The 22,303-nt window shown below is 61.5% G+C and carries 19 protein-coding genes; 4 read left to right on the top strand and 15 right to left on the bottom strand.

The window, feature by feature from the left end:
- Positions 1–579: 579 nt before the first annotated feature.
- The 5 genes from EKN07_RS03255 to EKN07_RS03235 form a co-directional block, all read right to left on the bottom strand.
- The gene (locus EKN07_RS03255) at positions 580–1,416 is read right to left on the bottom strand and encodes a hypothetical protein (protein WP_108715069.1); all 837 of its coding nucleotides are present in this window, start codon (positions 1,414–1,416) and stop codon (positions 580–582) included.
- The gene (locus EKN07_RS03250) at positions 1,416–2,129 is read right to left on the bottom strand and encodes an ABC transporter ATP-binding protein (protein WP_108715070.1); all 714 of its coding nucleotides are present in this window, start codon (positions 2,127–2,129) and stop codon (positions 1,416–1,418) included. Before EKN07_RS03250 ends, EKN07_RS03255 begins: the two co-directional genes overlap by 1 nt.
- The gene (locus EKN07_RS13165) at positions 2,129–2,743 is read right to left on the bottom strand and encodes a GntR family transcriptional regulator (protein WP_108715071.1); all 615 of its coding nucleotides are present in this window, start codon (positions 2,741–2,743) and stop codon (positions 2,129–2,131) included. Before EKN07_RS13165 ends, EKN07_RS03250 begins: the two co-directional genes overlap by 1 nt.
- Positions 2,744–3,188: 445 nt before the next feature.
- Positions 3,189–4,013: an ABC transporter permease subunit gene (locus tag EKN07_RS03240; RefSeq protein WP_108715073.1), complete on the bottom strand. Its 825-nt coding sequence runs from the start codon at positions 4,011–4,013 to the stop codon at positions 3,189–3,191.
- Complete coding sequence (locus tag EKN07_RS03235; RefSeq protein ID WP_108716614.1) at positions 4,010–5,059, bottom strand: ABC transporter ATP-binding protein; 1,050 nt, start codon at positions 5,057–5,059, stop codon at positions 4,010–4,012. The genes EKN07_RS03240 and EKN07_RS03235 overlap by 4 nt, the downstream gene beginning before the upstream one ends.
- Positions 5,060–5,624: 565 nt before the next feature.
- Between EKN07_RS03235 and EKN07_RS03230 the strand changes: the two genes are divergently transcribed.
- On the top strand, positions 5,625–6,521 hold the full coding sequence (locus EKN07_RS03230) for a Bax inhibitor-1/YccA family protein (protein ID WP_108715074.1): 897 nt from the start codon (positions 5,625–5,627) through the stop codon (positions 6,519–6,521).
- Positions 6,522–7,528: 1,007 nt separating this feature from the next.
- Here the strand turns inward: EKN07_RS03230 and EKN07_RS03225 are convergent.
- The gene (locus EKN07_RS03225) at positions 7,529–7,933 is read right to left on the bottom strand and encodes an FKBP-type peptidyl-prolyl cis-trans isomerase (protein ID WP_108715075.1); all 405 of its coding nucleotides are present in this window, start codon (positions 7,931–7,933) and stop codon (positions 7,529–7,531) included.
- A gap of 370 nt (positions 7,934–8,303) precedes the next feature.
- Here EKN07_RS03225 and EKN07_RS03220 point away from each other — a divergent pair, with 370 nt between their 5' ends.
- Positions 8,304–9,896 (top strand): sodium:proton antiporter, encoded by a 1,593-nt coding sequence (locus EKN07_RS03220; RefSeq protein WP_164505431.1) that lies wholly within the window; start codon positions 8,304–8,306, stop codon positions 9,894–9,896.
- Between the two features lie 102 nt (positions 9,897–9,998).
- Here EKN07_RS03220 and msrA read toward each other — a convergent pair whose 3' ends face one another.
- Positions 9,999–10,679 (bottom strand): peptide-methionine (S)-S-oxide reductase MsrA, encoded by a 681-nt coding sequence (gene msrA / locus EKN07_RS03215; protein ID WP_108715077.1) that lies wholly within the window; start codon positions 10,677–10,679, stop codon positions 9,999–10,001.
- A gap of 252 nt (positions 10,680–10,931) precedes the next feature.
- Entirely contained in the window at positions 10,932–11,417 is a 486-nt protein-coding gene (gene greA, locus EKN07_RS03210; RefSeq protein WP_108715078.1) for a transcription elongation factor GreA, read from the bottom strand.
- A gap of 482 nt (positions 11,418–11,899) precedes the next feature.
- On the opposite strand from greA, the gene mca reads away from it, so the two are divergent.
- Positions 11,900–12,775 (top strand): mycothiol conjugate amidase Mca, encoded by an 876-nt coding sequence (gene mca / locus EKN07_RS03205; protein WP_108715079.1) that lies wholly within the window; start codon positions 11,900–11,902, stop codon positions 12,773–12,775.
- 220 nt (positions 12,776–12,995) lie between these two features.
- Here mca and EKN07_RS03200 read toward each other — a convergent pair whose 3' ends face one another.
- The 4 genes from EKN07_RS03200 to EKN07_RS03185 form a co-directional block, all read right to left on the bottom strand.
- Entirely contained in the window at positions 12,996–14,585 is a 1,590-nt protein-coding gene (locus EKN07_RS03200; protein WP_241228128.1) for an amidohydrolase family protein, read from the bottom strand.
- Positions 14,586–14,967: 382 nt separating this feature from the next.
- Positions 14,968–15,750: a glucosamine-6-phosphate deaminase gene (locus EKN07_RS03195; RefSeq protein WP_108715082.1), complete on the bottom strand. Its 783-nt coding sequence runs from the start codon at positions 15,748–15,750 to the stop codon at positions 14,968–14,970.
- Between the two features lie 108 nt (positions 15,751–15,858).
- A complete protein-coding gene (locus EKN07_RS03190) occupies positions 15,859–17,229 on the bottom strand; it encodes a PPK2 family polyphosphate kinase (RefSeq protein ID WP_126145608.1) in 1,371 nt (456 codons plus the stop codon).
- Positions 17,230–17,540: 311 nt separating this feature from the next.
- Positions 17,541–18,332, bottom strand: a complete 792-nt coding sequence (locus EKN07_RS03185) for a hemolysin III family protein (RefSeq protein ID WP_240611364.1) — start codon at positions 18,330–18,332, stop codon at positions 17,541–17,543.
- 471 nt (positions 18,333–18,803) lie between these two features.
- On the opposite strand from EKN07_RS03185, the gene EKN07_RS03180 reads away from it, so the two are divergent.
- Positions 18,804–19,565: an isoprenyl transferase gene (locus tag EKN07_RS03180; protein WP_108715084.1), complete on the top strand. Its 762-nt coding sequence runs from the start codon at positions 18,804–18,806 to the stop codon at positions 19,563–19,565.
- Between the two features lie 138 nt (positions 19,566–19,703).
- Here EKN07_RS03180 and EKN07_RS03175 read toward each other — a convergent pair whose 3' ends face one another.
- Genes EKN07_RS03175 through xseA form a run of 3 tightly spaced genes read right to left on the bottom strand, consistent with a single transcriptional unit; the run spans position 19,704 to position 22,268 of the window.
- Positions 19,704–20,708 (bottom strand): PfkB family carbohydrate kinase, encoded by a 1,005-nt coding sequence (locus EKN07_RS03175; protein WP_126145607.1) that lies wholly within the window; start codon positions 20,706–20,708, stop codon positions 19,704–19,706.
- Positions 20,705–21,016 carry an exodeoxyribonuclease VII small subunit gene (locus tag EKN07_RS03170; RefSeq protein ID WP_241228115.1) on the bottom strand — a complete coding sequence of 104 codons (312 nt, stop codon included), beginning with the start codon at positions 21,014–21,016 and terminating at the stop codon, positions 20,705–20,707. Before EKN07_RS03170 ends, EKN07_RS03175 begins: the two co-directional genes overlap by 4 nt.
- Positions 21,006–22,268, bottom strand: coding sequence for an exodeoxyribonuclease VII large subunit (xseA, locus tag EKN07_RS03165; protein ID WP_126145606.1), 1,263 nt, complete (start codon positions 22,266–22,268; stop codon positions 21,006–21,008). Before xseA ends, EKN07_RS03170 begins: the two co-directional genes overlap by 11 nt.
- Positions 22,269–22,303 lie beyond the last annotated feature (35 nt).

The following is a 22,303-nucleotide window of genomic DNA, read 5'->3' as shown; positions in this document are numbered from 1 at the left end:
GGGCGTGAGGGATGAGCCCCGAATACGCTGGTCAGCATGTTCTCCTCCACGGTGTCGCCGGAGGATGCGCGAGGCGACGCGGTCGACGCCGATGCGCGGTCGCGGGATAGGGCGTGATCGTAGTTGGTGGCGGGCGTGATGGGAGAGGGGCGTGATGCCACTACCTGTCAGACGCTCTACGGCCGCGGCGAGGCGGCGTGCTCAGAGAGTGCCGACCGAGCGAGGGAGCGTGCAGAACACAACTCAGGGTCCTCACCCGGTCGGCGCCGAAGTTGCCATTACTCGGGGCGGCGGTTCGCCGCTGTGGCCGATCAGTGGTTGCTTCTCACTGGCTGTTTCTCAATGGTTCCTTCTCGATGGTTGCTTGGACCGGTCAGACGGTCGTCGGTTCTCGGCCAAGTCGTCGTCGGTACGACCAGTTGGTAGCCGCCAGAGCTAGCGGTCAACAAGAACTGCCTCGGTGCCGGCTTGATGGCCACTCCTGGTGCCTCGCGTGCCGATGTATGATTCTCAATCTCTGTGAGGCTTGGCCATGCGCCTGATCTCTGCAAGGCTTGGCCACGGGCCGGAACCTGGTGTTCAGCGCACCGATGTATGATCCTCAATGCTACGAACCGCCCACCAGCCCAGAAGGCCTGCGAGTATCACCACTGCGAGGATCGGCCCAAAGTCAATAAGGCCGAAATTTGAGCGGGCGGTGGCGTACTCCAGGTCGCCCATTATCTCGTGGTACAGCCACCCGCGATGCTGCCAACGCTGAAGCAACGCCTCATGATCGTAGTGGAGTCGCAAGGGCACGACCCAACTCATGAAGCCAGCGGTGACTGTGACGCTGAAGAAGAACAAAACGCTGCCAATCACAGGGGCTCCGAGGCCGAGATGATTCCAGCGCGACTGGGAACTGATGCTGAGGCTAGCCACCAGGCCGACAATCAACGCGATGACGGCGATGATGCCAGCGGGAATCACCACCCACAACCACGGGCCTACTACTGTAAGCGCATCAAGGACAAGATTAAGGAGCTCACCATTAACCGAGCTGGTTTTCTGGCTGTTCATCCATGCCGTTAGGAAGCATCCGGCGATGGCGAGGATCGTGCCAACGACGGTAGTCAGGATCATGAACAGGAGCTTGGCAGCGAAGATGGCCCGCCCGCGTACCGGGATCATGAAGGTGAAGTAGCCACTCTTGCCATACAGGCTCCGCCAGTACTCGATCAAGAGAAGAAGGAATATGAAAACGGGAATGGAGAGGAAAGACGCCAGTGCTATCCCCATGAGCTCGGTTTCGACAATGGGCGTGTCCGCGAGACTCGCAGCTGCTGCGGACAGTCCAACGACTGACATGACGACGACAATGGCAAGGATACGGCGCCAATTGGTCCGCAATTCCTGGCTGAGAAGAGTGGTGAGCATTAGCGGTACTCCTTCCGGAAGAGGCCATCGAGGCTGAGATTGTTTTGGGCGCGCAAATCGTCGGCGTCGCCGGTTAAGAGGATGCGACCGGCACGAAGGAAGACCACAGAATCGACGATGGTTTCGACGTCGGCGATCAAATGGGTGGAGATGATCATGAGGGCTTCGGGATTGAAGTCGTTCAGAATGCCTCCGAGGATGGTTTCGCGGGCGGCTGGGTCGACGCCGGAAATGGGTTCGTCGAGCAGGTAGACGCGGGCACGGCGTGCCATGGTGAGTGCGACCTGCAGTTTTTCGCGCATACCCCTGGACATTTCTTTGAGTCTGCCTTGTTGTGGGAGTCCAAAGTAGGTGACGAGCTCATACGCCTTGGCCGCGTCGAAGTCTGCAAAGAACCGTGCGTAAAGCGCAATGGCATCGGCACACGTGAGTCGGGAGGGCAGGAAGCTGGTGTCCGGTAGGAAGGAGACGGTAGCCTTGGTTTCCGGCCCGGGCCGGTTCCCGGCGATCGTGACATCTCCCTCCCAATCGGAGAGTAGGCCGGCCAGGATCTTCAGCAGGGTGGTTTTGCCGGAGCCGTTTTCTCCCATGAGGCCCACAATGTGGCCGGCCGGCAGTGACAGTGAGATGTCATTGAGAGCGCGGGTGGAACGGTAGTCCTTTGTCAGGTTTGCGACGTGGATGAGCGGTGTTCCAGTTGGGATTGTGCCCATTATACGTCTCCTTTCTGTTGTGAGCGCGTCTTGCGATCAGAAGTGTCTGGTGCGATGGAATCGACCGTGGCTTGTGCGGCGTCGCTTGCGGACTGGGTGCCGGTTGCGGACTGGATACGGCTTGCGGACTGGGTACCGGTTTCGGGCGCGGCAGCAGTTGCGTTTGCTCTGGCCACTTCCGATGAACGGGCCGGGCCAGGTGCTTCCGACGAGCGAGCTCGGCCAGGTGCTGAATCGGCACGGTCTTGGGCGACGTCGCGCGCGTGCCACTGCTCTTGAAGAGTGTTGGTGGCGTCCTCGAGGCCAAGACCGACGGCGATGACTGCGCCGATATAAACGTCCGCAGCGGTCCGTGCCAGGGTGTATCGGGCGGTCTCGATGGTGGCGGCATCCGAGGTGACGAATCGGCCGGATGTCCGTTCGGTGGCCGTGAGGCCTTCGCGGTCGAGTTCCCCCAGGGCACGCTGGATGGTGTTCGGGTTCGCCCCTGCTTCCATAGCGAGTTCGCGCACGCTGGGGATCTTCGTTCCAGCCGCCCAGCGTCCGGAGGTGATGCGCATGCGGAAATCTTCCGCCAGTTGGACCCAAATGGGGCGAGCATCATCAAGGTGCATATCCTCCTCCTCTCTGCATCACTGTATTAGTACAGTAACACAATAGGGTGGCGGGAGAGGTTTGTCCAGTGCGATGGGTGTGAGGTGACCGGCGTCATGAGTGCACAAGGCCATGGTGAGGCGAGGCAGGTGCGCACTGTGGCGAGCGATGCGGGTATGCGGTGCGGCGGGCGTGCGCGGTGTTCATGGGCATGCTTCGTTGCGGCCGAATCATGTCCAAACGGCGTCCTTTTCGGTCCTGTGTGGCGTCGCGGATGCCTTCTACGTGGCCGAATCGCGTCCAAACGGCGTGGGTCTTGTGCTGCGTGAATGTGAGATTCGCATGGCTTCGCCGTTTTTGAGAGCAGATGAAGTGCGGTCTCGGCTCGTTTGGACGCGACTCGGTCAGTTTGCCATTGGGCCAGCTTCTTTGGTGTGAGGCTTCGGGGTCCTTGACCCGCGGCTTTTAGATATCGGAGCGGTTGTACCGGACGAAGCCGAGCGCCGTAACAACGACGGTATAGATCACCCAGACGGCCAGAGCCGCGCTCCAACTCAGATCTCCGGACTCGACGAGGCCGCCCGTTCGATCCGCCTGTGCCATGGCTTGCATGACGTTGGTGGGCAGGTAGTCGGAAAGCGTGTCGCGCACCCAGGCACTCGGCACCAGGCTGAAGCCATTGGTCACATAGAGGAATACGAAAGCTGCGGTCATCCCGCCCGCGGTCGAGCGGACAACGTAACCGAATCCTGCAGACATCAACGCGGTGAGGGTCAATGCGAGCCAGAACATCACCAGGGAGCGGCCGTTGCCGTTCTCCAGTAGGACGGGTGTCCCTGAGCCGAAGCGTAGAGCGAGAAATGCCAGCGTGACTAAAACAAGATTCACCACGCCGCAAGCAACGAAGACTGCAGTCATCTTTGCAAGGAAAGCACTGGGGCGTTTCGGGCTTGCGAGGGCAGTGGTGCGCATCGTGTTTGCAGAGTACTCATTGGTGACCGGCAAGATCCCGATGACAACCACCAACATGCCTATGAAGGAGACGCCGTAGGAGATTACACCGGCGGGGATTTGGCGCGGTCCGTCGCCGAATTCGTCGAAGGCTTTCGCTATGCCCAAGATAATGAGCGTGTACAAGCTAACCGTGACAATCGCCGTGATCCAGAATGACCGAAGTGTGGTCATCTTGCGTATTTCTGCACGCAGGGAGCCCCAGAATGAAACATGGTAGCGTTCCGGATCGACAAGGCGAGGTCGTCCGACGGATGCAGTTCGATAGGTGGCGGTCATCGGAGTCCCTCCTGCTGATCATTGATGTGCCGCGGGGCGGGCATTGCGTGGCCTGGGGCGGGCATTGCGTGGCCTGGGGCGGGTGGTGGTAGCGGGATATCCGCTACATGTGGAGCCCTACCGGTGCCGCCGGAACCGTAGACGACCTGGTCGCGAGTCATCTCCATGAAAACGTCTTCCAGCGACGAATGCGTCTCGGAAAGTTCGTGAAGCTCTAAACCGGCCTCATGGGCAAGGTGCCCGATCTGTGCGCGATTACCTCCGACGACGTCAAACATGCCGCCCGGATGCCTTTCGCTCGCCGGTGTTCTTTCGAATGCGATTCCGCCTTGAGTTAGAGCGCGTTCAAGCCCCTTCATATCCGGGCCTGCCACATGCACCCGCGTGTGAGCGTCGCTCTGCGTGAATCGTTCAACCGGCCCCTCGGCAATGAGCCGCCCACGGCCAATTACCACCAGATTGTCGGCAGTTTGCGCCATCTCGCTCATGAGGTGTGAAGAAACGAAAACGGTCCGACCTTCACCAGCGAGCTGACGCATCAATGAACGCACCCAGCGCACGCCGTCGGGATCGAGGCCGTTAACCGGCTCGTCGAATAGCAACACTTCGGGATCTCCGAGCAGCGCGGTGGCGATTCCCAGACGCTGCCCCATGCCGAGTGAGAAGCCTTTGAGGCGTTTATCGGCGACCTGCGCGATACCGGTCAGCTCCAGTACGTCGTCGGCGCGTTGCCGGGGAATGCCGTGCGTTGCCGCGACGATACGAAGGTGTTGACGGGCGGTCCTATTGGGGTGGAAGGCATTGGTGTCCAGAAGCGCGCCCACGGTGGTGATGGGGGAGCGCAGGTTCCGGTACTCCACTCCGCCGATAGTGCAACGGCCCGCAGTGGGTCTGTCGAGGCCCACAATGCAGCGCATGGTTGTGGACTTTCCGGAACCGTTCGGGCCGAGGAAGCCTGTCACTTTTCCTGGCGCAAGGCGGAAGCTCAGCTGATCGACGGCGAGGGTTTTTCCGTATTGCTTGGTCAGGGTCTCTACGGTAATCATCAAGATCCTTTCGTTTGCAACATTGTAAGCAGAAGCGGCTGGTCGGGGTTTGAAGAGGTCGGCATGGTCCGCTCTCGACGCGAAGCGACCGCAGTATCCGTTGTGCTGACCCGCAGCGTCGGTTGTATGGATCATGCCAACAACGCGGCCCCCAACAGAAGTGAGGCATGTCATTGAGTGACTCATTTGGCGTGAGTTTTGTCATCATGCGGGCGGCTAGTCATCATGCCTGCAGCTGCTCGAACTAGTCGTGCTCTAGTCCTGCGTAGGTGTGAGTGATGGCAAGGTAAGTGCGGCTACTCGCTAGATGCTGCCGCGATCCTCGACAGGCTGCGATTCTTGCATGATGGGTGCTGCTGCTCATCCCGCCCGTTGCGGCTCTCTCATGCGACTCGCCGATGGCCTGGCTCGGCTTCTTGCTCGGCGTTCGCCACGCCTCCTTGAGCCCCATCGAAGCCCGAACGACGTTGTGCTCTCGGCGTATACCCTGTGAAAGAAATCCCGCGTTTCGCTACAATTGCCCTAGCCGGACTAGGCTCATCAGTCCATACGAAGGAGGAAGACCTTGTCCAATAACCCGGTTATTAGCCGGAACCCGTATTTCAACGGGCAGACGGCTACTCCAAATACCTACCCGTACGGAACTCAGGTGAATGGCCAGGGAGTCCCGCAAGGGGATGCGTCGCAGGCGTACGCGCCCTACAACGCCGCTGCCCAGCAACAGGGTATGCCGCAGTACGGATACCAGAGTGATGGGCCATTCGCCAGCGCGCAAACCACCACTATGACGTACGACGACGCCATGGTGAAGACCTTCGCGCTTCTTGCACTCGCGGTGCTCTCCGGCGTCGGTACGGCAACATTGCTTCCACTCTCCTCCATGATGCCGGTCGCGATCGGAACCACTATCGCTGCCTTCATCATCGGCATGATCGGGGCGACGCAGCGCTTGGTCAAGCCGATCTTTGCGGTGCTGTACTCGGTGCTCGAAGGCATTTGCCTTGGCGCACTAACCGGTGCGCTCGACGCCCTTTACCCGGGTATTGCCGTTCAGGCGGTCTTGGGCACCGTCCTCGTTGTCGGCGTTGCGGCGGCTTTGCACTTCAGCGGTGCAGTTCGCACAACGACCAAGGGCTTCCGCATCATGATGACCGTGATGATCGCGGGAATCATCTATGGACTGGTCAACCTCGTGGTGATCTGGACGGGTGCTTCGCAGCGCATGTGGGGCTTCAGTTCAATGCGCGTGGGCGGCATACCGCTCGGCGTGATTATCGGTCTTGTTCTCATCGTGGCAGCGTCCTACATGCTGATCTCCGATTTGGAGCAGGTGAAGTTCGCGGTTGCTAATGGTGCACCCAAGGCTTTTGCTTGGACTTGCGCTTTTGCGATCGTGATGACGGTGCTGTGGATTTACATTGAGGTGCTGCGCATTCTGGCCATTGTCGCGTCAGACCGTTAGTTGGCGGTCGAGCGAGGCGAGACAACTAGTAGCGAGTCAAAGCGACCGCGCAGCTTGGAGAATGTACGCCGAAGAGACCGCGTGAGTCGACGTGGTGTGATGTGCGACGCCGGAGCCAACGTTGCAGTCACCTCTTGGGGCCGCAACGCAGCGTGCGGTCGAATAGGGGCGTTGGCAGAGTTACGATGGCGGACGCCACAGCCACGCGTACATGCGCGCGCCGAGCAGTCGGCACATACCGGGCGTTGAAGCACTCTGGGCGTCGATGCGCAAAGGCGGGGTGGGATTGGATCCCCACCCCGCCTTTGTGTGTTTTCCGGTGCCACGTTTTCTGTGTGGTGCTCGCACTGGTTCGCTGAGTGAGGCCCCGAGCGTGAGTGGTGTGTCTGAAGGTGGGATCGCGCCCGCCAACTGTGGGCGAGGCCTTCCGGCGTGAGTGGTGTGTGGCTGCCGGGGCAGTTCATGCATCGGTTCGTAAAACGGGGTGTGCAGGGCGGAGCGATATCTTGAGGCGCAAGTGTTGCTCGGGATGCGGGACTTTGTGTTGTCACGGGTGGGCTATTGTGTTGTGGAGCGATTGCAGTGCGGGGTTTTGACGGTGAGGTTTGTAGGGGGCGATGCGGCCATCGCTGTGGCGCGTTCGGTGAGGCGGCATTTGCTTGGAGGCCGACGGCGACATGTGGATGCGGCCTGTGAAGGCCTGGCATAGGAGATGTGTGTAGTCTTGAGGTGGAGAGTGTCCAGATCCCGTCCAAACAAGAGGTGCTGAGGCTGGGCGAGTCGTGAAATCCTTGGAAATCCGCCAGTTCTTAAACTGAGCCGGTCAAGTTATCAGTCGTTTGGACGGGATTTGGACAGTTCTCTGTCACTCGCGGTCGCCCAGACCCCGCGCATCAGGCGGGGGAATCGACGCGAGACACAGGATGGCTGCAGGACGCCCGCACAACAGGTGGGCGGCGAGGACACGGGCGCCACGCTGCTCGAACACAAGCCGGACGCCCGCGGCCCTACTTGAGGCGGCGAATATCGACGACGAAGACGAGCGTGTCCGTTCCTTTAATGCCCGCACGCGGATTTCCAGAGCGGCCGTAGCCCTTTTCCGGCGGGATCGAGATCAGCAGCCGTGACCCGACATTCTTTCCAACGATGCCCTGATCCCAGCCTTGAATCACGACGCCGACGCCAATGGGGAACGAGGTAGGCGTCCCACGATTGAAGGAGGAGTCGAAGACGGCGCCATCCCAGATCTGCCCGTGATAATCAACCTCAATCTCGCGGCCGATTTGCACCGTGGGGCCGGTTCCTTCTTCGAGCACGACGACGTGCAGGCCCTGCGGCGCGTCATTGTCAGGGAATGTCAGTTCAGGCGTCTCGCCGAAAGAGCCGTTGACGGTGGGAAGGGAGATGTCCATAGTTTCCTCTCGTTAGTCTCTCGGTGCAGGTCACCGCGCCGAGCGGGTCGTGGTGGGGAGTGCCCCGGATACTCTACCGCCGCGCTATGGCAGCAGTCAGGCTCGCATCGATGTAGATGGCGGCGCCAGAAGGCAACCCGGAGCGTATACCGCACCGCCGTTAGTTTACGTGCTGCTACGCAATTGCGCTGATAACCGGTATTACGGATCGCGGTTTCTTCGCCTGCCATGCCGCGGCCAGGGAGACTCGCCGCAGTGTTTCGCTTAGAAAAGACGCACTGGTAGGCCGCTGATGGCCATTCGTATAATAGAAGTTGGTATTGGAGGCGACGGTCGATAGCAGCGGCCCATACAAGCGCGGGAGATGACAATGACGAGTCTAGTGACGATCTTAGCGATATTCGCACTGACAATCCTCGCGGTCGCCGTTGGTGAGCGCACGCACCTGCCTTATCCGGTTCTGCTCCTCATCAGCACCGCGGCTCTCGCTTTTCTCCCCTTCACCCCGAGCCTCGTCGTCGACCCTGATATAATCCTGCCGCTGTTCCTGCCGCCGTTGCTATTCTCCACCGCCCGCCGCGCTTCGTGGAGCGTCTTTGCCGTGCGGCGTCGCACGCTGTTCATCATGGCATTCGCGCTTACAGCCGTGACGGCCTTCGCCGTCGCCGGCCTGGTGAAATTGCTGGTCCCGGCCCTGAGCCTGCCACTGGCCATGGCTCTCGGGGCTATGGTCGCCCCACCCGATCCGGTGGCGGTTGAGTCTGTTGCAGGGCCCGCACATTTGCCACGGCGAGTCATGCGAGCGCTGCAAACAGAGAGCCTTTTCAACGATGCCGTCGCCATCATCCTCTTTACCGCTGCCGTGGCGGCTATCAGAGGGGAGCGGGCCTTCGGGCTCGGCGTGGCCGGTAACTTCATCGTGGGCGCTGTATTGGCAGTTGCGGTTGGTTTGCTCGTCGGATGGATTGCGAGCTACGCAACGACCCATTTGCGCAGCTCTGCCGCATCGGGTGCACTCACGCTGGTGGTGCCCTTCCTCGCTTACCTGCTGGCGGAGGAAGTCCACGCTTCCGGTGTGATCGCCGTTGTTGTCACCGCACTGGAAATAGGGCGTCACGCTCCGGAAGCCGTCCACGACCGCGTCATCACCGCATCCTTCTGGGAAGTGGCGGACCTGTTGATCATTGGCGCGGCATTCGGACTCATCGGGGTGGAACTGCGCAATATTGTGACCGACCAGGGCTGGAGTGACATCGTCGGCTACCTTCCCGTGGCACTCCTGGTTGCGCTCGCGGTGATTGTGATCCGTTTCTTCGGTACCTGGGTTCTGCACTGGATGACGCGACGCTCGCGCGGAGTGCCGCGCAATTGGCGGGAATGCGTCGTGGTGACGTGGTGTGGCATGCGTGGTCTGGCAACCCTGGCACTGGCATTGTCGCTTCCGGCAGTTGCGCAGGGAACAGTGGTCATAGGCCGCAATTTCGCAGTAGTCACCGCGCTCGTGGTCATGATTATCACGCTGGTTCCAACCGGATTACTCCTACCGTGGCTGATTCGCGTGTTGAAGTTGCAGGAAGATCCGCGCAAGCAGCGCCTGGAGGCGATTCGTCTGAGCCGCCGTGCCGAACGGGCTGCGCTCCGTGCCCTCAACAGTTACTTGGCCACCTTGGACCTACCGGAAGATACGAAAGACAAACTACGGGCATGGGGAAGTCAGCTGCACCGGCGTATCACGCTTCTGCAATCCCTACCGGGAGGCCCGCAGACGACGGCGGAGTTCCACTCCTCCTCCCCGGAGAAATACCAGGAGCAGCATGACATGATGGTGTCGGCTCAGACCGTTGCCCTGGAAGCTGCGCGCGCCGAAGTCTTGGCCGCTCGAATGGATCCGGAACTTGATGTGGCGACGGTGGATCGCGTGCTGCGTACCCTCGACTTGCGCACCCTCGCAATTCGCAGCTAGGTGTTTGCTTGCCCGCTGTGCGGTTGGCGACGGCGCCGCGGCGAGGCCGCGTGGCCTTAGCCAGCCATTCCCCGCCCCAGACGCTTTGCGGTGAGGAGCCCTTCAACTAGCTGCAGGCCCGGAGCCGGGCAGAGGGCAGGCGATACCCGTACGAGAGTGGCACTCATAGCCGCCCGGGTTCTTATCGAGGTACTGCTGGTGATAGTCCTCGGCCGGGTAGAAGCCACCCGCTTGGGAGGAGGGGACGATCTCCGTCACGATCAGCCCGAATCCTCGTTCGGCTAGCACAACCTGATAGCGGGCCACCATTTCGTGGGCGATGCGTTCCTGCTCCGCCGTCGTCGGGAAAATCGCCGACCGGTACTGGGTTCCGATATCACCGCCCTGGCGGTTGAGGCTGGTTGGATCGTGCGACTCGAAGAACATCTGCAACAGGCTTGCCGTGGAGAGTTTGCTCGGCGAATACAAGACGCGCACGGTTTCCGCATGACCGGTTTTGCCGGTGCAGACCTCTTCATAGGTGGGATTCGGGGTGAATCCGCCCATGTATCCCACGGCCGTAGTGTCGGCTCCGAGCTGCCAGGCGGCTTTCTCTGCTCCCCAGAAGCAGCCCGAGGCCAGGTAAATGACCTCCTGGTCCACCTGGGGATCCGCCAAAATAGCAGTTCCCAGTACCGTGTGGGCGGCCGGGTTCGGAAGGACCGGCTCGCTACGCCCCGGCAGGGCTTCTTCCGGCGTTACCATCTTGGTCTTGTTCGCGATATCCCAAATGAACATCTGCATACCTTCCAGTGGGCTGGGATTATGAGGAGCGTCGGGCGTGTTAGCGCTTTTGCCTAACGCGACGACGGTCGGGCTATGCTATGCGGCCCGGAAACTTGATGTCCCGGACTCGAATGTGGCTCATGTCCCGGACTCGAATGCGGTGTAGGCGGTGCGTGCTCGGGCGGGCGCGTACAACGGCACGCGCAAGACGTGCAGTAAGCACACGCAAATACGCCATGAGCGCGCTAAGCGTTTCACCGAGGGTACAGATCAGCCGGCAAACGGCTCAATTTTAAGGATCTCAACCTTGATCTGGCGGCCATTGCGCATCGCGAAAGAGGTGGAGTCGCCCTCTTTCAAGCCCATGATGGCCTTTCCAAGCGGCGCATTCTCGGGGTACACCTCGATATTCACCATGTCGGCGGCCTCGCGCGAGCCGAGGAGGAAACGCTCCTCCTCACCGCCGATCTTCGCGGTAATAACGGTGCCTGCCGCTACCTTATCGGCTGCAGGGGGCTCGGAGACATGGGCGTTCTCCAGCAGATGTGTCAGCTCGGCGATCCGGCCCTCCATTTTCGACTGCTCTTCGCGGGCCGCCTGATAGCCGCCATTCTCACGCAGATCGCCTTCCGAGCGTGCAGCCTCAATTTTTTGAGCGATTTCGGCGCGGCCAACAGTTGTCATCTGCTCCAACTCAGCCTGCAGCTTCGCGTAGCTTTCGGGCGATAGCCAGGTTCCCTGACTGCTCTCAGCCATGTGCCTCTCCTTCCGAAGCATGTCTCGACCGGGTGGCCCGTCCTTGAAAAGTGCGAGCAGGTGCAGCCGAGTGTTGACGAAAAAAGTTATGCCCGCCGCAGCGGACATCTTGATCTGCTGGCAACAATACCAGCGGTACGCCGTTTTTCAAGAGTCGGTCGCCGGGATTTGCCCAGGGCGTAGTCTCGGTTTGGCGAAAGAATGCGCGCGGCCTGGGGCGATGCGATGCATAAGCTTGCCTGGCGTAGTCTCGGTTTGGCGAAAGAATGCACGCGGCACACGTGATCGAAAAGCGGCAAGGTGGCGCAGACCATGGGAGAGAGAACGGACAGGGCGAGCAATAGTAGCCGGTACTGACTATGCTCACGTGGTAGGCTGCTGCGCCGCCGTCGTAGTTTTTGTTCTTCGGCGGTACCACGAGAAGTCGGCGACGTCGTTGGAATTGCGGCGGACGTCGTCGTCGATCCCACAAGGAGGAGCAAATGGCTACCGAACGACGCCTCATGGCTGTGCATGCGCATCCGGACGACGAATCGTCCAAAGGTGCGGGAATGATGGCGAAATACGCCCAGGTGGGGCGAGTCCGAGTAGTCACCTGTACCGGCGGCGAGCGGGGCTCCATCCTCAACCCGCATTTCGTGCCCGCTTACCCCGACGAGCCGATGACGGATATTCGACGGCGGGAAATGGCGCAGGCCGCGCAAGCGCTCGGAATTGAGCATCACTGGTTGGGCTTCGTGGACTCAGGGCTGCCGGACGGCTACCCGGATGTGGAGCTGCCCGGGGGCTGCTTCGCCGTCCAACCGCTGGAGATTCCGGTGAAGGCGCTGGTTTCGCAGATTCGAGAGTTCCGCCCGCAGGTGCTGACCTGCTATGACGAGCGTGGCGGCTACCCGCATCCGGACCATGTGCGTTCGCACGTGGTCGCCATGGAAGCGGTACGTAAGGCTGCCGATCCCGGGCTGTGGCCGGAGCTGGGCGAAGCCTGGCAGGTCTCAAAGGTCTATTACGATCTCACCTTCAATGCGCGGCGGTTGCGTACCCTGGATCGGGCGATCCGGCGCGCCGGCCACGAATCGCCGTATGCGTCGCTGGTCTCCGCGCGCGAGGACCTTCCGGAGGCAGCGCCGTCGGCCCGGATCAACGTTGGCGATTTCTTCCCACAGCGCGACGCCGCCCTGCGCGCTCACGCCTCGCAGATCGACCCGGAGGGCTTCTTCTTCGCCTGCCCGCGTGATATCGAGAAGGAGAACTGGCCGTGGGAGGAATTTGTTCTCGCACTGTCCATGGTGGGGGAGCCGAGCGGGATCGTCGATGATTTGTTCGCACGAGTGCCGGGCGTGGAACATGTGCCGTGAGGCGCGCGGGCCGGGGCGCCTGACCGGGCTACATACTACTGTGAGTCGTGCCGCGAGGTATGCGGACTAGGGCCTCCCGCATGCGCGGTCCAGCATTGGCGTGGCTCGTGTGGCGTCGCGAGCCGTGATGCGCGTGCGGACTGAGGTATCTCACATAGCGCAAGGCTTCCTGCTGTGTGATGTGTGAGGCTTATAGGCCTGACTCTTCTGCACGACTCGACTAGTGGTCCGTGAGTCGATGCCCTTCACGTACGACGGCGACCACACGGAAGGTCGAATCAAGTACCAGGAAACTCGGCGCATGGCCGCGCTCAAAAGTGAGGGTGACACCCGGAGTACTCGCAATACCGGCGGCAAGCGCGGGCGTTGCCACGCACGCATTGACAATACTACCGAAGGGCAGGCGGCCCCGCAGCGCGAACAGCCGTAGTTGGTCCGCCAATGTCGTCGCGCCTCCGGCGAGGGTATCTGTGCCAGCCACATAGCATCCTCCCGCCCGTAGCTCTACCGCGACTCTGCCGAGTAGAAAACGTCCCGGCGGCGAGCCTGCGGCCGCCGATGCGTCCGTAACAAAGCACACCCCGAGTGGTTGGCGGCGCCGGGACCTTCTTGACGCAACGAACGCAAGAACGTCTTCCACCACCTCCGGGGCCACATGGACGCCATCGGCAATGATCTCTGCGGTGGCCCGCCCGGAGCGCGCCGCGCAAATGAATTCCCGGACCGGCCCCGGTTCGCGGTGGGAGAAGGGTGTCATGCCATTGAACAGGTGGGTGATCATCTGTGGAGCTGCCGTATGCTGCCTGGCCGCCTGCGAAGAGGTTGGCTTGCAGATGGCATCGAGCAGTTTGCGCGCGGTCGCGGCATCGGCATTGGTGTGCCCCCACGAGGGATGCGCGCCATGACTCAGCGCCAGCAGTGCAGCATCGTCTGCTCCGGGTAACTCTGGCGCGAGCGTGACCGTTCTGATCCAGCCGCGTCCTCTGGTCAACCAGTCGCGCAGTTTTGCCAGGTCGATGGGCTGAATTGCATGCGGGTTCTGCGCTCCGGCCCGGCGTGGTGAAATAAACGGCCCTTCGAGGTGAATACCGGCAAGCTCACCCGTCTCGCACAGGGGGATGAGAGCATCGATATATGGTTCTGGTTCCGCTAAGGAGACGAGCGAGGCCAACAACGCAGTCGTTCCGCGTCGCCGATGGGTAAGGATGGCCGTTTCAATAGCGCCATCGGCGGTGCGGTCTGGACCGTCGCCGGGCGGATCGCCAGTACACGTGGGTTCCGGGGGATTTCCGGCGGATTGAGCGTGAGTACACGCGGGTTGTGGTGAATTGCCGGTGGCCTGGCCGTGAGTACACGCGAGTTGGCCGGGACTATGAGTGGGCCTCTTAAACTCGCCAGTACGCGGGGCGGGACTGCCGGTGGGCAAATCGGAGAAGGAGACGCCACCCCCACCGTGACAGTGGATGTCGACAAGGCCAGGGATGATAAAGGCTCCGCAGGTACCACCATGCTCGGCGGCCGAGTCCGCGGTAGCACCCGCCCGGGTTGCAGCGAACTGCGTATCCTTCGGCCTGCCGCGCTGCGCATAGTCGGTGTGATTCCGGAAGGCGCTACGGCCGCCGTCGGTACTGGGATGTGCGGTGGGGCTGCCCGCAGCCGGGTCGTCGTCGCGTCGCATCGTTTCTCTATCCGGGGAGGAAACATAATCGCTCGTGACGACGCGGACCAGGCGGCCGCCGTCGTCCAACTCGAGACCGGCGCCAATCGCTTCACCGTATCCGTCGTATACCTTCCCCGTGTACAGCATCATCTGCCTCACTGCAGCGGCACCCACCACCGCGATTGCGTACCTCTCCAGTGTAGAGGCATGTGAGGATCGATGCATGAGCGTGCCGGATGCTTCGAGCACCCGCATGGCCGCCCCGGGAAGCTGCGTGGCAGCCTTGAGCCTGCTTGGTGGCCCTGAGAATCTGCGCAGCGAGGTTTCATGCTCGGCGATCTCGGAGCCTACCGACTACCTGAGCTTGCAACTGGCTACCGCCTACCTAAACTCGCAGCTGCCTACCAACGATCACGCACCGGAAGAGACTACTCTCGCGCAGATGCGCCTCGTTAAGACTCGCCGTGCGCTCATGCGCGCTGGGAGGGATTTGCTGCGACTCATACTCCCCGGCGCCCATACACGGATGGGCTCACGCGCGCTGGGAGAGATTCCAACGTGCGCGGTAGAGATCCGTAAGCTCGAGGTCGCTCGCGGCGGCTTCGTCGAGCAACACGGTCACCAGCGGATGCATTTGCAGAATCGTGGCGGGCCACCGCTGCGAGATCGGCCCTTCGATGAGTTCCCGCACTGCCGCGCTCTTCCCGCTGCCGAAGGCGAGCAGCATGATCTCGCGCGCTTCCATAATCGTCCCGAGGCCCTGCGTGAGAGCTGACGTAGGAACTTGTGACAGGTCGTTGCCGAAGAAGCGGGCATTATCCGTGATCGTTTGTGCGGCGAGCGCCTCATGGTGCGTGCGAGAGACCAGTGAGGAGCCCGGCTCGTTGAAGGCGATATGCCCATCGGAGCCGATGCCGAGGATCTGCAGGTCAATGCCTCCCACTTCGCGAATTGCCGTGTCGTAAGCCTTTGCGGCGGCCTCCGGATCGGGATGTTGCCCATCCGGTGTGACAAGGTCCTTCTCGGCAAGTCCTGTTTTATCCTCGCCGACTAATTCGGCTCGCAGCACGTTTCGATACGCTTCCGGATGGTCGGGGGCGATACCGACGTACTCATCCAGGGCGAAGGCTCGTGAGTGAGCCAAGGTGAAGCGGCCCTGGGCCTTGGCCGTGCGCAGTTCGGCGTAGAGCTCAAGTGGAGTAGATCCGGTGGCGACGCCGAGTACCGCCCCGGGTGAGGCGGCGAATCGATCAATGATCATCTGCGCACCAGCAGCGCAGGCTGTGGCGGAGGTGGGGAAGATTCCGATACGCATGGTGTTCCTTTCGTCTTCTCTCCCGCAGTGTTCTCGCGGGGAGGGGGCAATTGCGCCTAGCGGCGAAGTGAGATGGCAGGGAAACGCGACGGCAGGAGAGGGCTTTCGCTACTTCTTCTCTTTCGCTTTCCGGGCCTTCTTCGCCGCGCCTTTCACCTCCCGATTTCCTTTCTTGCTTTGAGAGGGTTTGCTGAGTTTCTTCTTGTGTTTGGAAGTGCTCTTCTTGTGTTTGGAAGTGCTCTTCTTGGACGCCTGCTTCGCCCCGGCTGTTCTTTCTTCTTTTGGTGTGACGGCGTCGTGCCGTTTCGAGCCGACAGTGTTGTGTTGTTCCAGGTGGCTGCGTTCAGCCTTTGCCTTTCCCTTTTTGCCGATTTCCGGCTCTCGGCCTGCGGCCACATTCGGGCTCGCCGCCGCGCTCTTCGTGTGTCTGGGCCGTGCGGGACGAGTGTCCTGATCGGCCCTGTTCGCCCGCAGGGCGGAGAGTTCGGCGTCCACGCGGTCGCCGGCGCGTTCCGCACTGCGCACCTTGGCTGCGACTCGACGTTGTAATGCTGTTGCTTGGTCGGCCGGAATCGTGGTGAGCAGGCGATGGCGTTGCGCCTCTAGCTGCCAGGTGGCTTGCGGCCAGCCCAGGTCCATTCTCGACATCGCCTCGATGATGAGCTCAGTGACCGCAAGCCGGGCATACCACTTGTTATCGGCAGGAACCAGGTACCACGGCGCCCAAGAGGTTGAGGTCTGATCGAGCACGGCCTGATAGGCGGTTTGGTAGTCATTCCATTTCTCGCGTGCATTGGCATCAGAAGGGCTGTATTTCCAACGTTTATCCGGTCGCTCTAAACGTTCCAGTAGACGTGCCCCCTGCTCCTCGAAGGATATCGCTAGCAGCACCTTAATGATGACGTAGCCGGCCGCGACGAGTTCCTCTTCGAAACGATTGATCTCCGCATACCGAGCTGCCCACACCGACTCCGGAACCAGGTGCTCGACACGGGCGACGAGCACGTCTTCATAGTGCGAGCGATCAAACAGTCCGATCATTCCGGCAGCGGGGAGTGCCTTCTCCACCCGCCACAGATAATGATGGCGGCGCTCTTCGGCGTCGGGAACACCAAAAGCATGCAGTTGTACGCCCTGCGGATCGATCATCCCCAGAACATGGCGGGCAATTCCACCCTTACCAGCGGTATCTACGCCCTGCACGACGACGAGGACGCGACGGAAGTCGGCTCCTACTTTCGCGGCGGCGAAAAGGCGTTCTTGGAGATTGCCGAGCAGTGCGCCGCGTTCCCCCATGTAGGTTTCAGCTTCGAGCCGTGTCCCCTTCCATCCGGGGGTTGCGGCGTGACTGAGACTCGCAAGGCAGGTTCCCGGATAAACGCGCAGCAGCGCTGAAGGCGATGCCTGCCAGCGAGCGTTTGTAGCCAAGCGGCGCGTCGCTGAGGAGCGGCGGGATGTTAGACCTTGCTGTTTTGCCATGTATCCTCCCGTGCCCGGGGTCTGTGCCTCTCCTGAGCCTACCGGAAGGAAGACTTCCAAGGTCAGAGCAAATCGGTGTGCCGGTACGTCCGCAATGCGCTGTTCTGACAGGCCTGGATGCGGTATAACGGCAGTCCTCGGTGTGAAGGCTGCTGGTACCGTGTTCGCATACGCGGAGTGTGGCAGATAACAAGATGAGGGTTAGTCATTCAGCCCGCACTGTGGCAACACGTGTGGACCGCGCTCCACCTGGTGGGCGCGGCGAACTGCGCTTTATCCGGGCATTCAGGCGAGGCATTCACCCAAGGCGTTCAGGCGACGGCGAAAATAGTCAGCCACACGGCTACCGCGTGGCAGGCGTAACCGATCAATGTACCGGTATGGAAGAACTCGTGGAAGCCCCATATGCGCGGCCACGGGTTGGGCCACCGCAGACCGTAACACAGGGCACCGATGGTGTAGGCGATACCTCCGGCAATGATTAACCACACGATAGCTGGCCCGCCAGCTCGCCAGAAGGAGGGGAGGAACCAGATGGCCACCCAGCCCAGTGCCACGTAAAAGGGTACGTAGAGCCAGCGCGGTGCATTCGGCCGGAACACGGAGAGGAAGATTCCGCCGACGGCGCCGATCCACACGATCAGAAGTACCAACAGAGCGGTCCGTCCCGGTAAGAGAGCTACGGATAACGGTGTGTAGGTGCCGGCGATGAGTAGGAAGATATTGGAGTGGTCCATGCGGCGCATGATGTCGTGCGCCCGCGGTGACCAGTTGATGAGGTGGTAGAAAGCGGAGTGTCCGAAGAGTACAACGGCTGAAATGCCGAAAACAATGCAGGCGAGTTTAAGCCCTGCGCCGGGTGCGAAGATGAGGAGCACGATGGAATTAGCCAGGGCAAGCGGTGCTGTACAGGCATGGATCCAGCCGCGGCCCTTTGGTTTGGGCAGTGAGTTCAGCCATTCACGGCGTTGCTTGAGGCGGCTGGTCTTTCCGGCGTGTGGCCGCACAGTCGTGTCATCGCTGCTTCCGTCGTGGCTCAACGGATCGCGCGCATCATCCATGGCCTTCTCCGGTGGTGCTGGAGTGCCGAGCTTCGCTGACATATCGTGCCTCTTTACTTGCGTGACTCTTGGACTCGTGCCCGGCCGCCAGGCCGACGAGCCGACCCCGGGTGGCTCTGTATGCAATTTTAGTGCAGCACCGAAGGTGTAGAAGGATGCGTTCGAAGCACGGGCGGTGTTCCAGATGTCCCGCACTAGCGATGATCGGATAGACGACGGTGAGGATTCGCAACGTGGCAGCGGCGCCCGGCCAGGTGGCAGCGGCGCCAGGTGGTGGTGTGGATTCATCAGGAAGCACGGATTCGCGCGGAGGGACATCAGCCCCAGAGTTTTAGGTGGCACGCCCGAAGCGGCGTAGTTGATAACCCTGCTCGCACTGGGCGGTAGGTCTTTGGCGGGAGCTACGCCGGAGTTGGGTGCCGACGAGCACCCTTTTCTGGCGCCTGGTCGTGTTCGGTGGGTCATACTCCCGTTGAGCCGCTAACCTTGACTTACCGAACGAAAGGGGGAGGCATGGATGCGCCGGCCGTGCTTTACAAACTGTACGAGAGACGCCTTCTTCGTACCCTCACCAGTCAGGAATTACCGCGCCATATCGGCGTGATGCTGGACGGTAACCGGCGTTGGGCCCGTGAACTCGGCCATACCGCTTCGTACGGGCATCGGCGGGGCGCAGACAAGATCTCGGAGTTTCTCGGCTGGTGCGACGAAGTCGGCATCCAGTTGGTCACGCTGTGGCTGCTTTCTACAGACAATCTCAAGCGGGATGAGGCTGAGCTGACCGAGTTGGTGGACATCATAAGTGGGGCAGTGACATCGCTGGCCTCAAGCGGCAGGTGGCGCCTGCACATGGTTGGCAATCTCGACCTGCTGCCCGAGATCTGCGCCCGGGAGTTACGCCAGGCGCAGCAGCATACCGCCAATGTGCACGGAATGGCGGTCAACATCGCTGTCGGCTATGGCGGACGGCAAGAGATTGCCGACGCGGTGCGCGACTTGCTATGTGAGGAGGCAAAGGCCGGAAAGACTCTGGCAGAAGTGGCGGAGACGATATCGCTGGATGGGATTGCTGCGCATCTATACACCCGCGGTCAGCCGGACCCGGACTTGGTGATTCGCACCTCCGGTGAGCAGCGGATGAGCGGCTTCATGCTCTGGCAGTCGGTTCACACAGAATTGTACTTTTGCGAAGCCTTTTGGCCGGATTTTCGCCGCACGGATTTTCTGCGAGCGCTGCGCGACTACACGCAGCGTGAGCGGCGACTGGGCCGATAACGATCCTGGCAGTGCGCGCAGCACCTGACGCGGCCGACCGAAGTAATCGCGTGCGATGCCCCGCTGAACTCGCTCTCCAGCAGCGGGAATCATCGATTGTCGGGTGTCCTACACCACTGGCACGGCCGCTTCAGGTTGCTACACCGCAGTAGCAACCGGCTCATCGGAGACTTGCCGCGCTTCGGATACGCTAATCACCTCTTCACGACTAGGTGGATATACCCCTGCTCGGCTAGCGGCAACGGTTGCTGCGGCTGTGGCATATGAGCCAAGCACATCCAGAGCGTCACCTGTCAAAGCATGTAAGGTCGTTTTACCATGCGGTCCGTCAAGTGAGGAGCGGCTGATGCCGTCGATCAGTGCCGCAAAGAAGGCTTCTTCCGCGCCGACGGTGTCAACGACTCGCGCAAATGCCTGCACGTGCAGTGGTTCACCAACCCGTGGGATGAAGTCTGCGCCGTCGTCGTCAGCAACGACGACGAGTGCCGCACCGAGTTCTTGCCAGTGGCGTGCAATGGTCAATACATCCGTGGCGCCGTACAACTGACCAACCCGCCTGCGCGGGGCGCAAACCACGTCCGCCAGGCCGATGAACGCCTCGGCTTGCTCGCGCACTTGCGCCATTGGCGCGGTGAAACCGGGAGGGAGCCCGAGGTGGTAGAACACGGATGTTGTACTGCGGAGGTGTTCGACCCAGCGGCGGACCTTCCCCGCACCGGGAGAGGTATGGCACGCGGCTCCGCCGAAGGCAACCGAACGCGGCGCCAGCATCTCCAGGTCGAGTACGCAGGCCCCGGATACAGGTGTGTCTTGGATATCCCATGTGAAATCAAGGCGCGCAGCGGGCGACGGCCTCTGCGCAGTTATTTCCTCGCTGTCCGTGACGGTCGTGAGAACCGAGGTGGGGTTGTTCCGCTGGTCGTCCGCGCGTAGCCACAGCTCAACGCTATGTGCTGCGAAGTACTCCGCGAGTAGCGTGCCGCCCGCATCCAGCCCGAAATCGGTGACAAAACGGACGGTTCGCCCCAGTCGGCGCAGAGCCACCGACACATTCAGCATGTACCCGGCGGGCGTACGCTGCCACGAGCCGTCGGCACGCTTCACGGCGTGAATGAAGCACTCCCCGAGGGTAAGCACACTCATGATTCATCCTCGGGGGAGGAATCGGTGCCGGAGGACGGGGTGGTGGTCTCGTCCGCCTGGGGAGCTGACGCCCCCGCGGCGGCCAGGCGTTCGCGCGCCCCATCGAGCCATGCCTGACAACGCCGGGCCAGCGCCTCGCCTACCTCCCACAGGGCAAGCGACTCCTCGAGAGGGAGTGCACCCTGCTCCAACTGGGCCACGATTTCCACTAGGCGGGAGCGTGCTTCCTCGTAGGAAAGGCCAGCCACTTTCTCGTCGAGTTCGGCGGGCGTGACGGTAGTATCGGGTGCGGCGTGATCACTCATCATGGTCTCCTTGCACAATGGTGTGGACGTTGAGAGTTAGGCGGCCGGAAGCGAGGACACCGGTGAGGCGATCACCGGGTGCCGTTTCTGCGGCGTCGCTGATGACGCGGCCTTGTTCATCGAGCAGGATGGAATACCCCCTGCCGAGCGTCGCCAACGGCGAAAGCGCTCTGGTCTGCGAAAGCAAAGCGGATACCTCTGATTCTGCTCGGTCGATTCGCTGAGTGACGTGACTGCGCAGCCATGTGCGCAGCGAGCGGATGTCCTGTTCGCGCACGGTCACCATCTCATAGGGCCGGGCGAGAGCGGGCCGTGTCGTGAGTGAGCGCAACTCGTCCTCGGCGCGTTGCAGGCGCAGTTCCAGACTACGGCGCCCGCGTGCGACGGCGTCGCGCAACCCGGCATTCTCTTCGGCGACGTCGGGCACGATCCGTTTGGCAGCATCGGTGGGGGTGGAGGCGCGCAGGTCGGCGGCGAGGTCCACGATGGGGGAATCGCCCTCGTGACCGATGGCCGAGACAATCGGCGTGGAAGCTGCGGCGACGGCGCGCACCAGACGTTCATCGGAGAAAGGAAGTAAGTCTTCGACTGAGCCGCCACCGCGGGCGAGCACAATAACCTCGACCTGAGGTGCGGCGTCGAGAGCGGCGAGGGCTTCCAACATGGCGTCAACGGCGCCCTGTCCCTGTACCTGCACTTCACGGATATCGAAGCACACGGCGGGCCAGCGCAGGCGTGAATTAACGACGACGTCTTCTTTCGCCTTCGTATTCCGGCCGCAGATCAGGCCGATGCATGCGGGGAGGAAGGGGAGTGGCTTTTTCCGGGAGGCATCGAAGAGTCCTTCCGCCATCAGTTGGGCTTTCAGACGCTCCAGACGGGCGAGAATGTCGCCCAGCCCAACCGGGCGGATCTCATCTGCCCACAGGGAGAGGGAACCGTTACCCTCGTAGAAGTCGGGTTTTGCGCATACCACCACGCGACTGCCCGGCTCAATGGAGTCAGGCAGCAGATGCGTCAGGATCTTGACGGTGATTGATACCTTGACCTCGAGATCGCGCAGACTGAGGAACTGGACCTTCGCGCCGGGACGTCGTTGTAGGGTGATGACTTCGCCTTCCACCCACAGGCGTGACATGGCTGCCACGTACTCGCGGATCTTCGCCGATAGCAACCGCAACGGCCACGGGTGTTCCGGGGTCGTCTGCGCCGCCAGCTGCGGGAGATCCGCTGGCACGGGAATCTTGGATGCCATGGATCTATGGTTTCACAGGAACAGCCCGTCAGATT

The sequence above is a fragment of the Actinobaculum sp. 352 genome, assembly GCF_003957265.1.
GTDB lineage: Bacteria > Actinomycetota > Actinomycetes > Actinomycetales > Actinomycetaceae > Asp313.
Note: the sequence above shows the minus strand (reverse complement) of the source record. Positions and strands in the feature narration are given on the sequence as shown.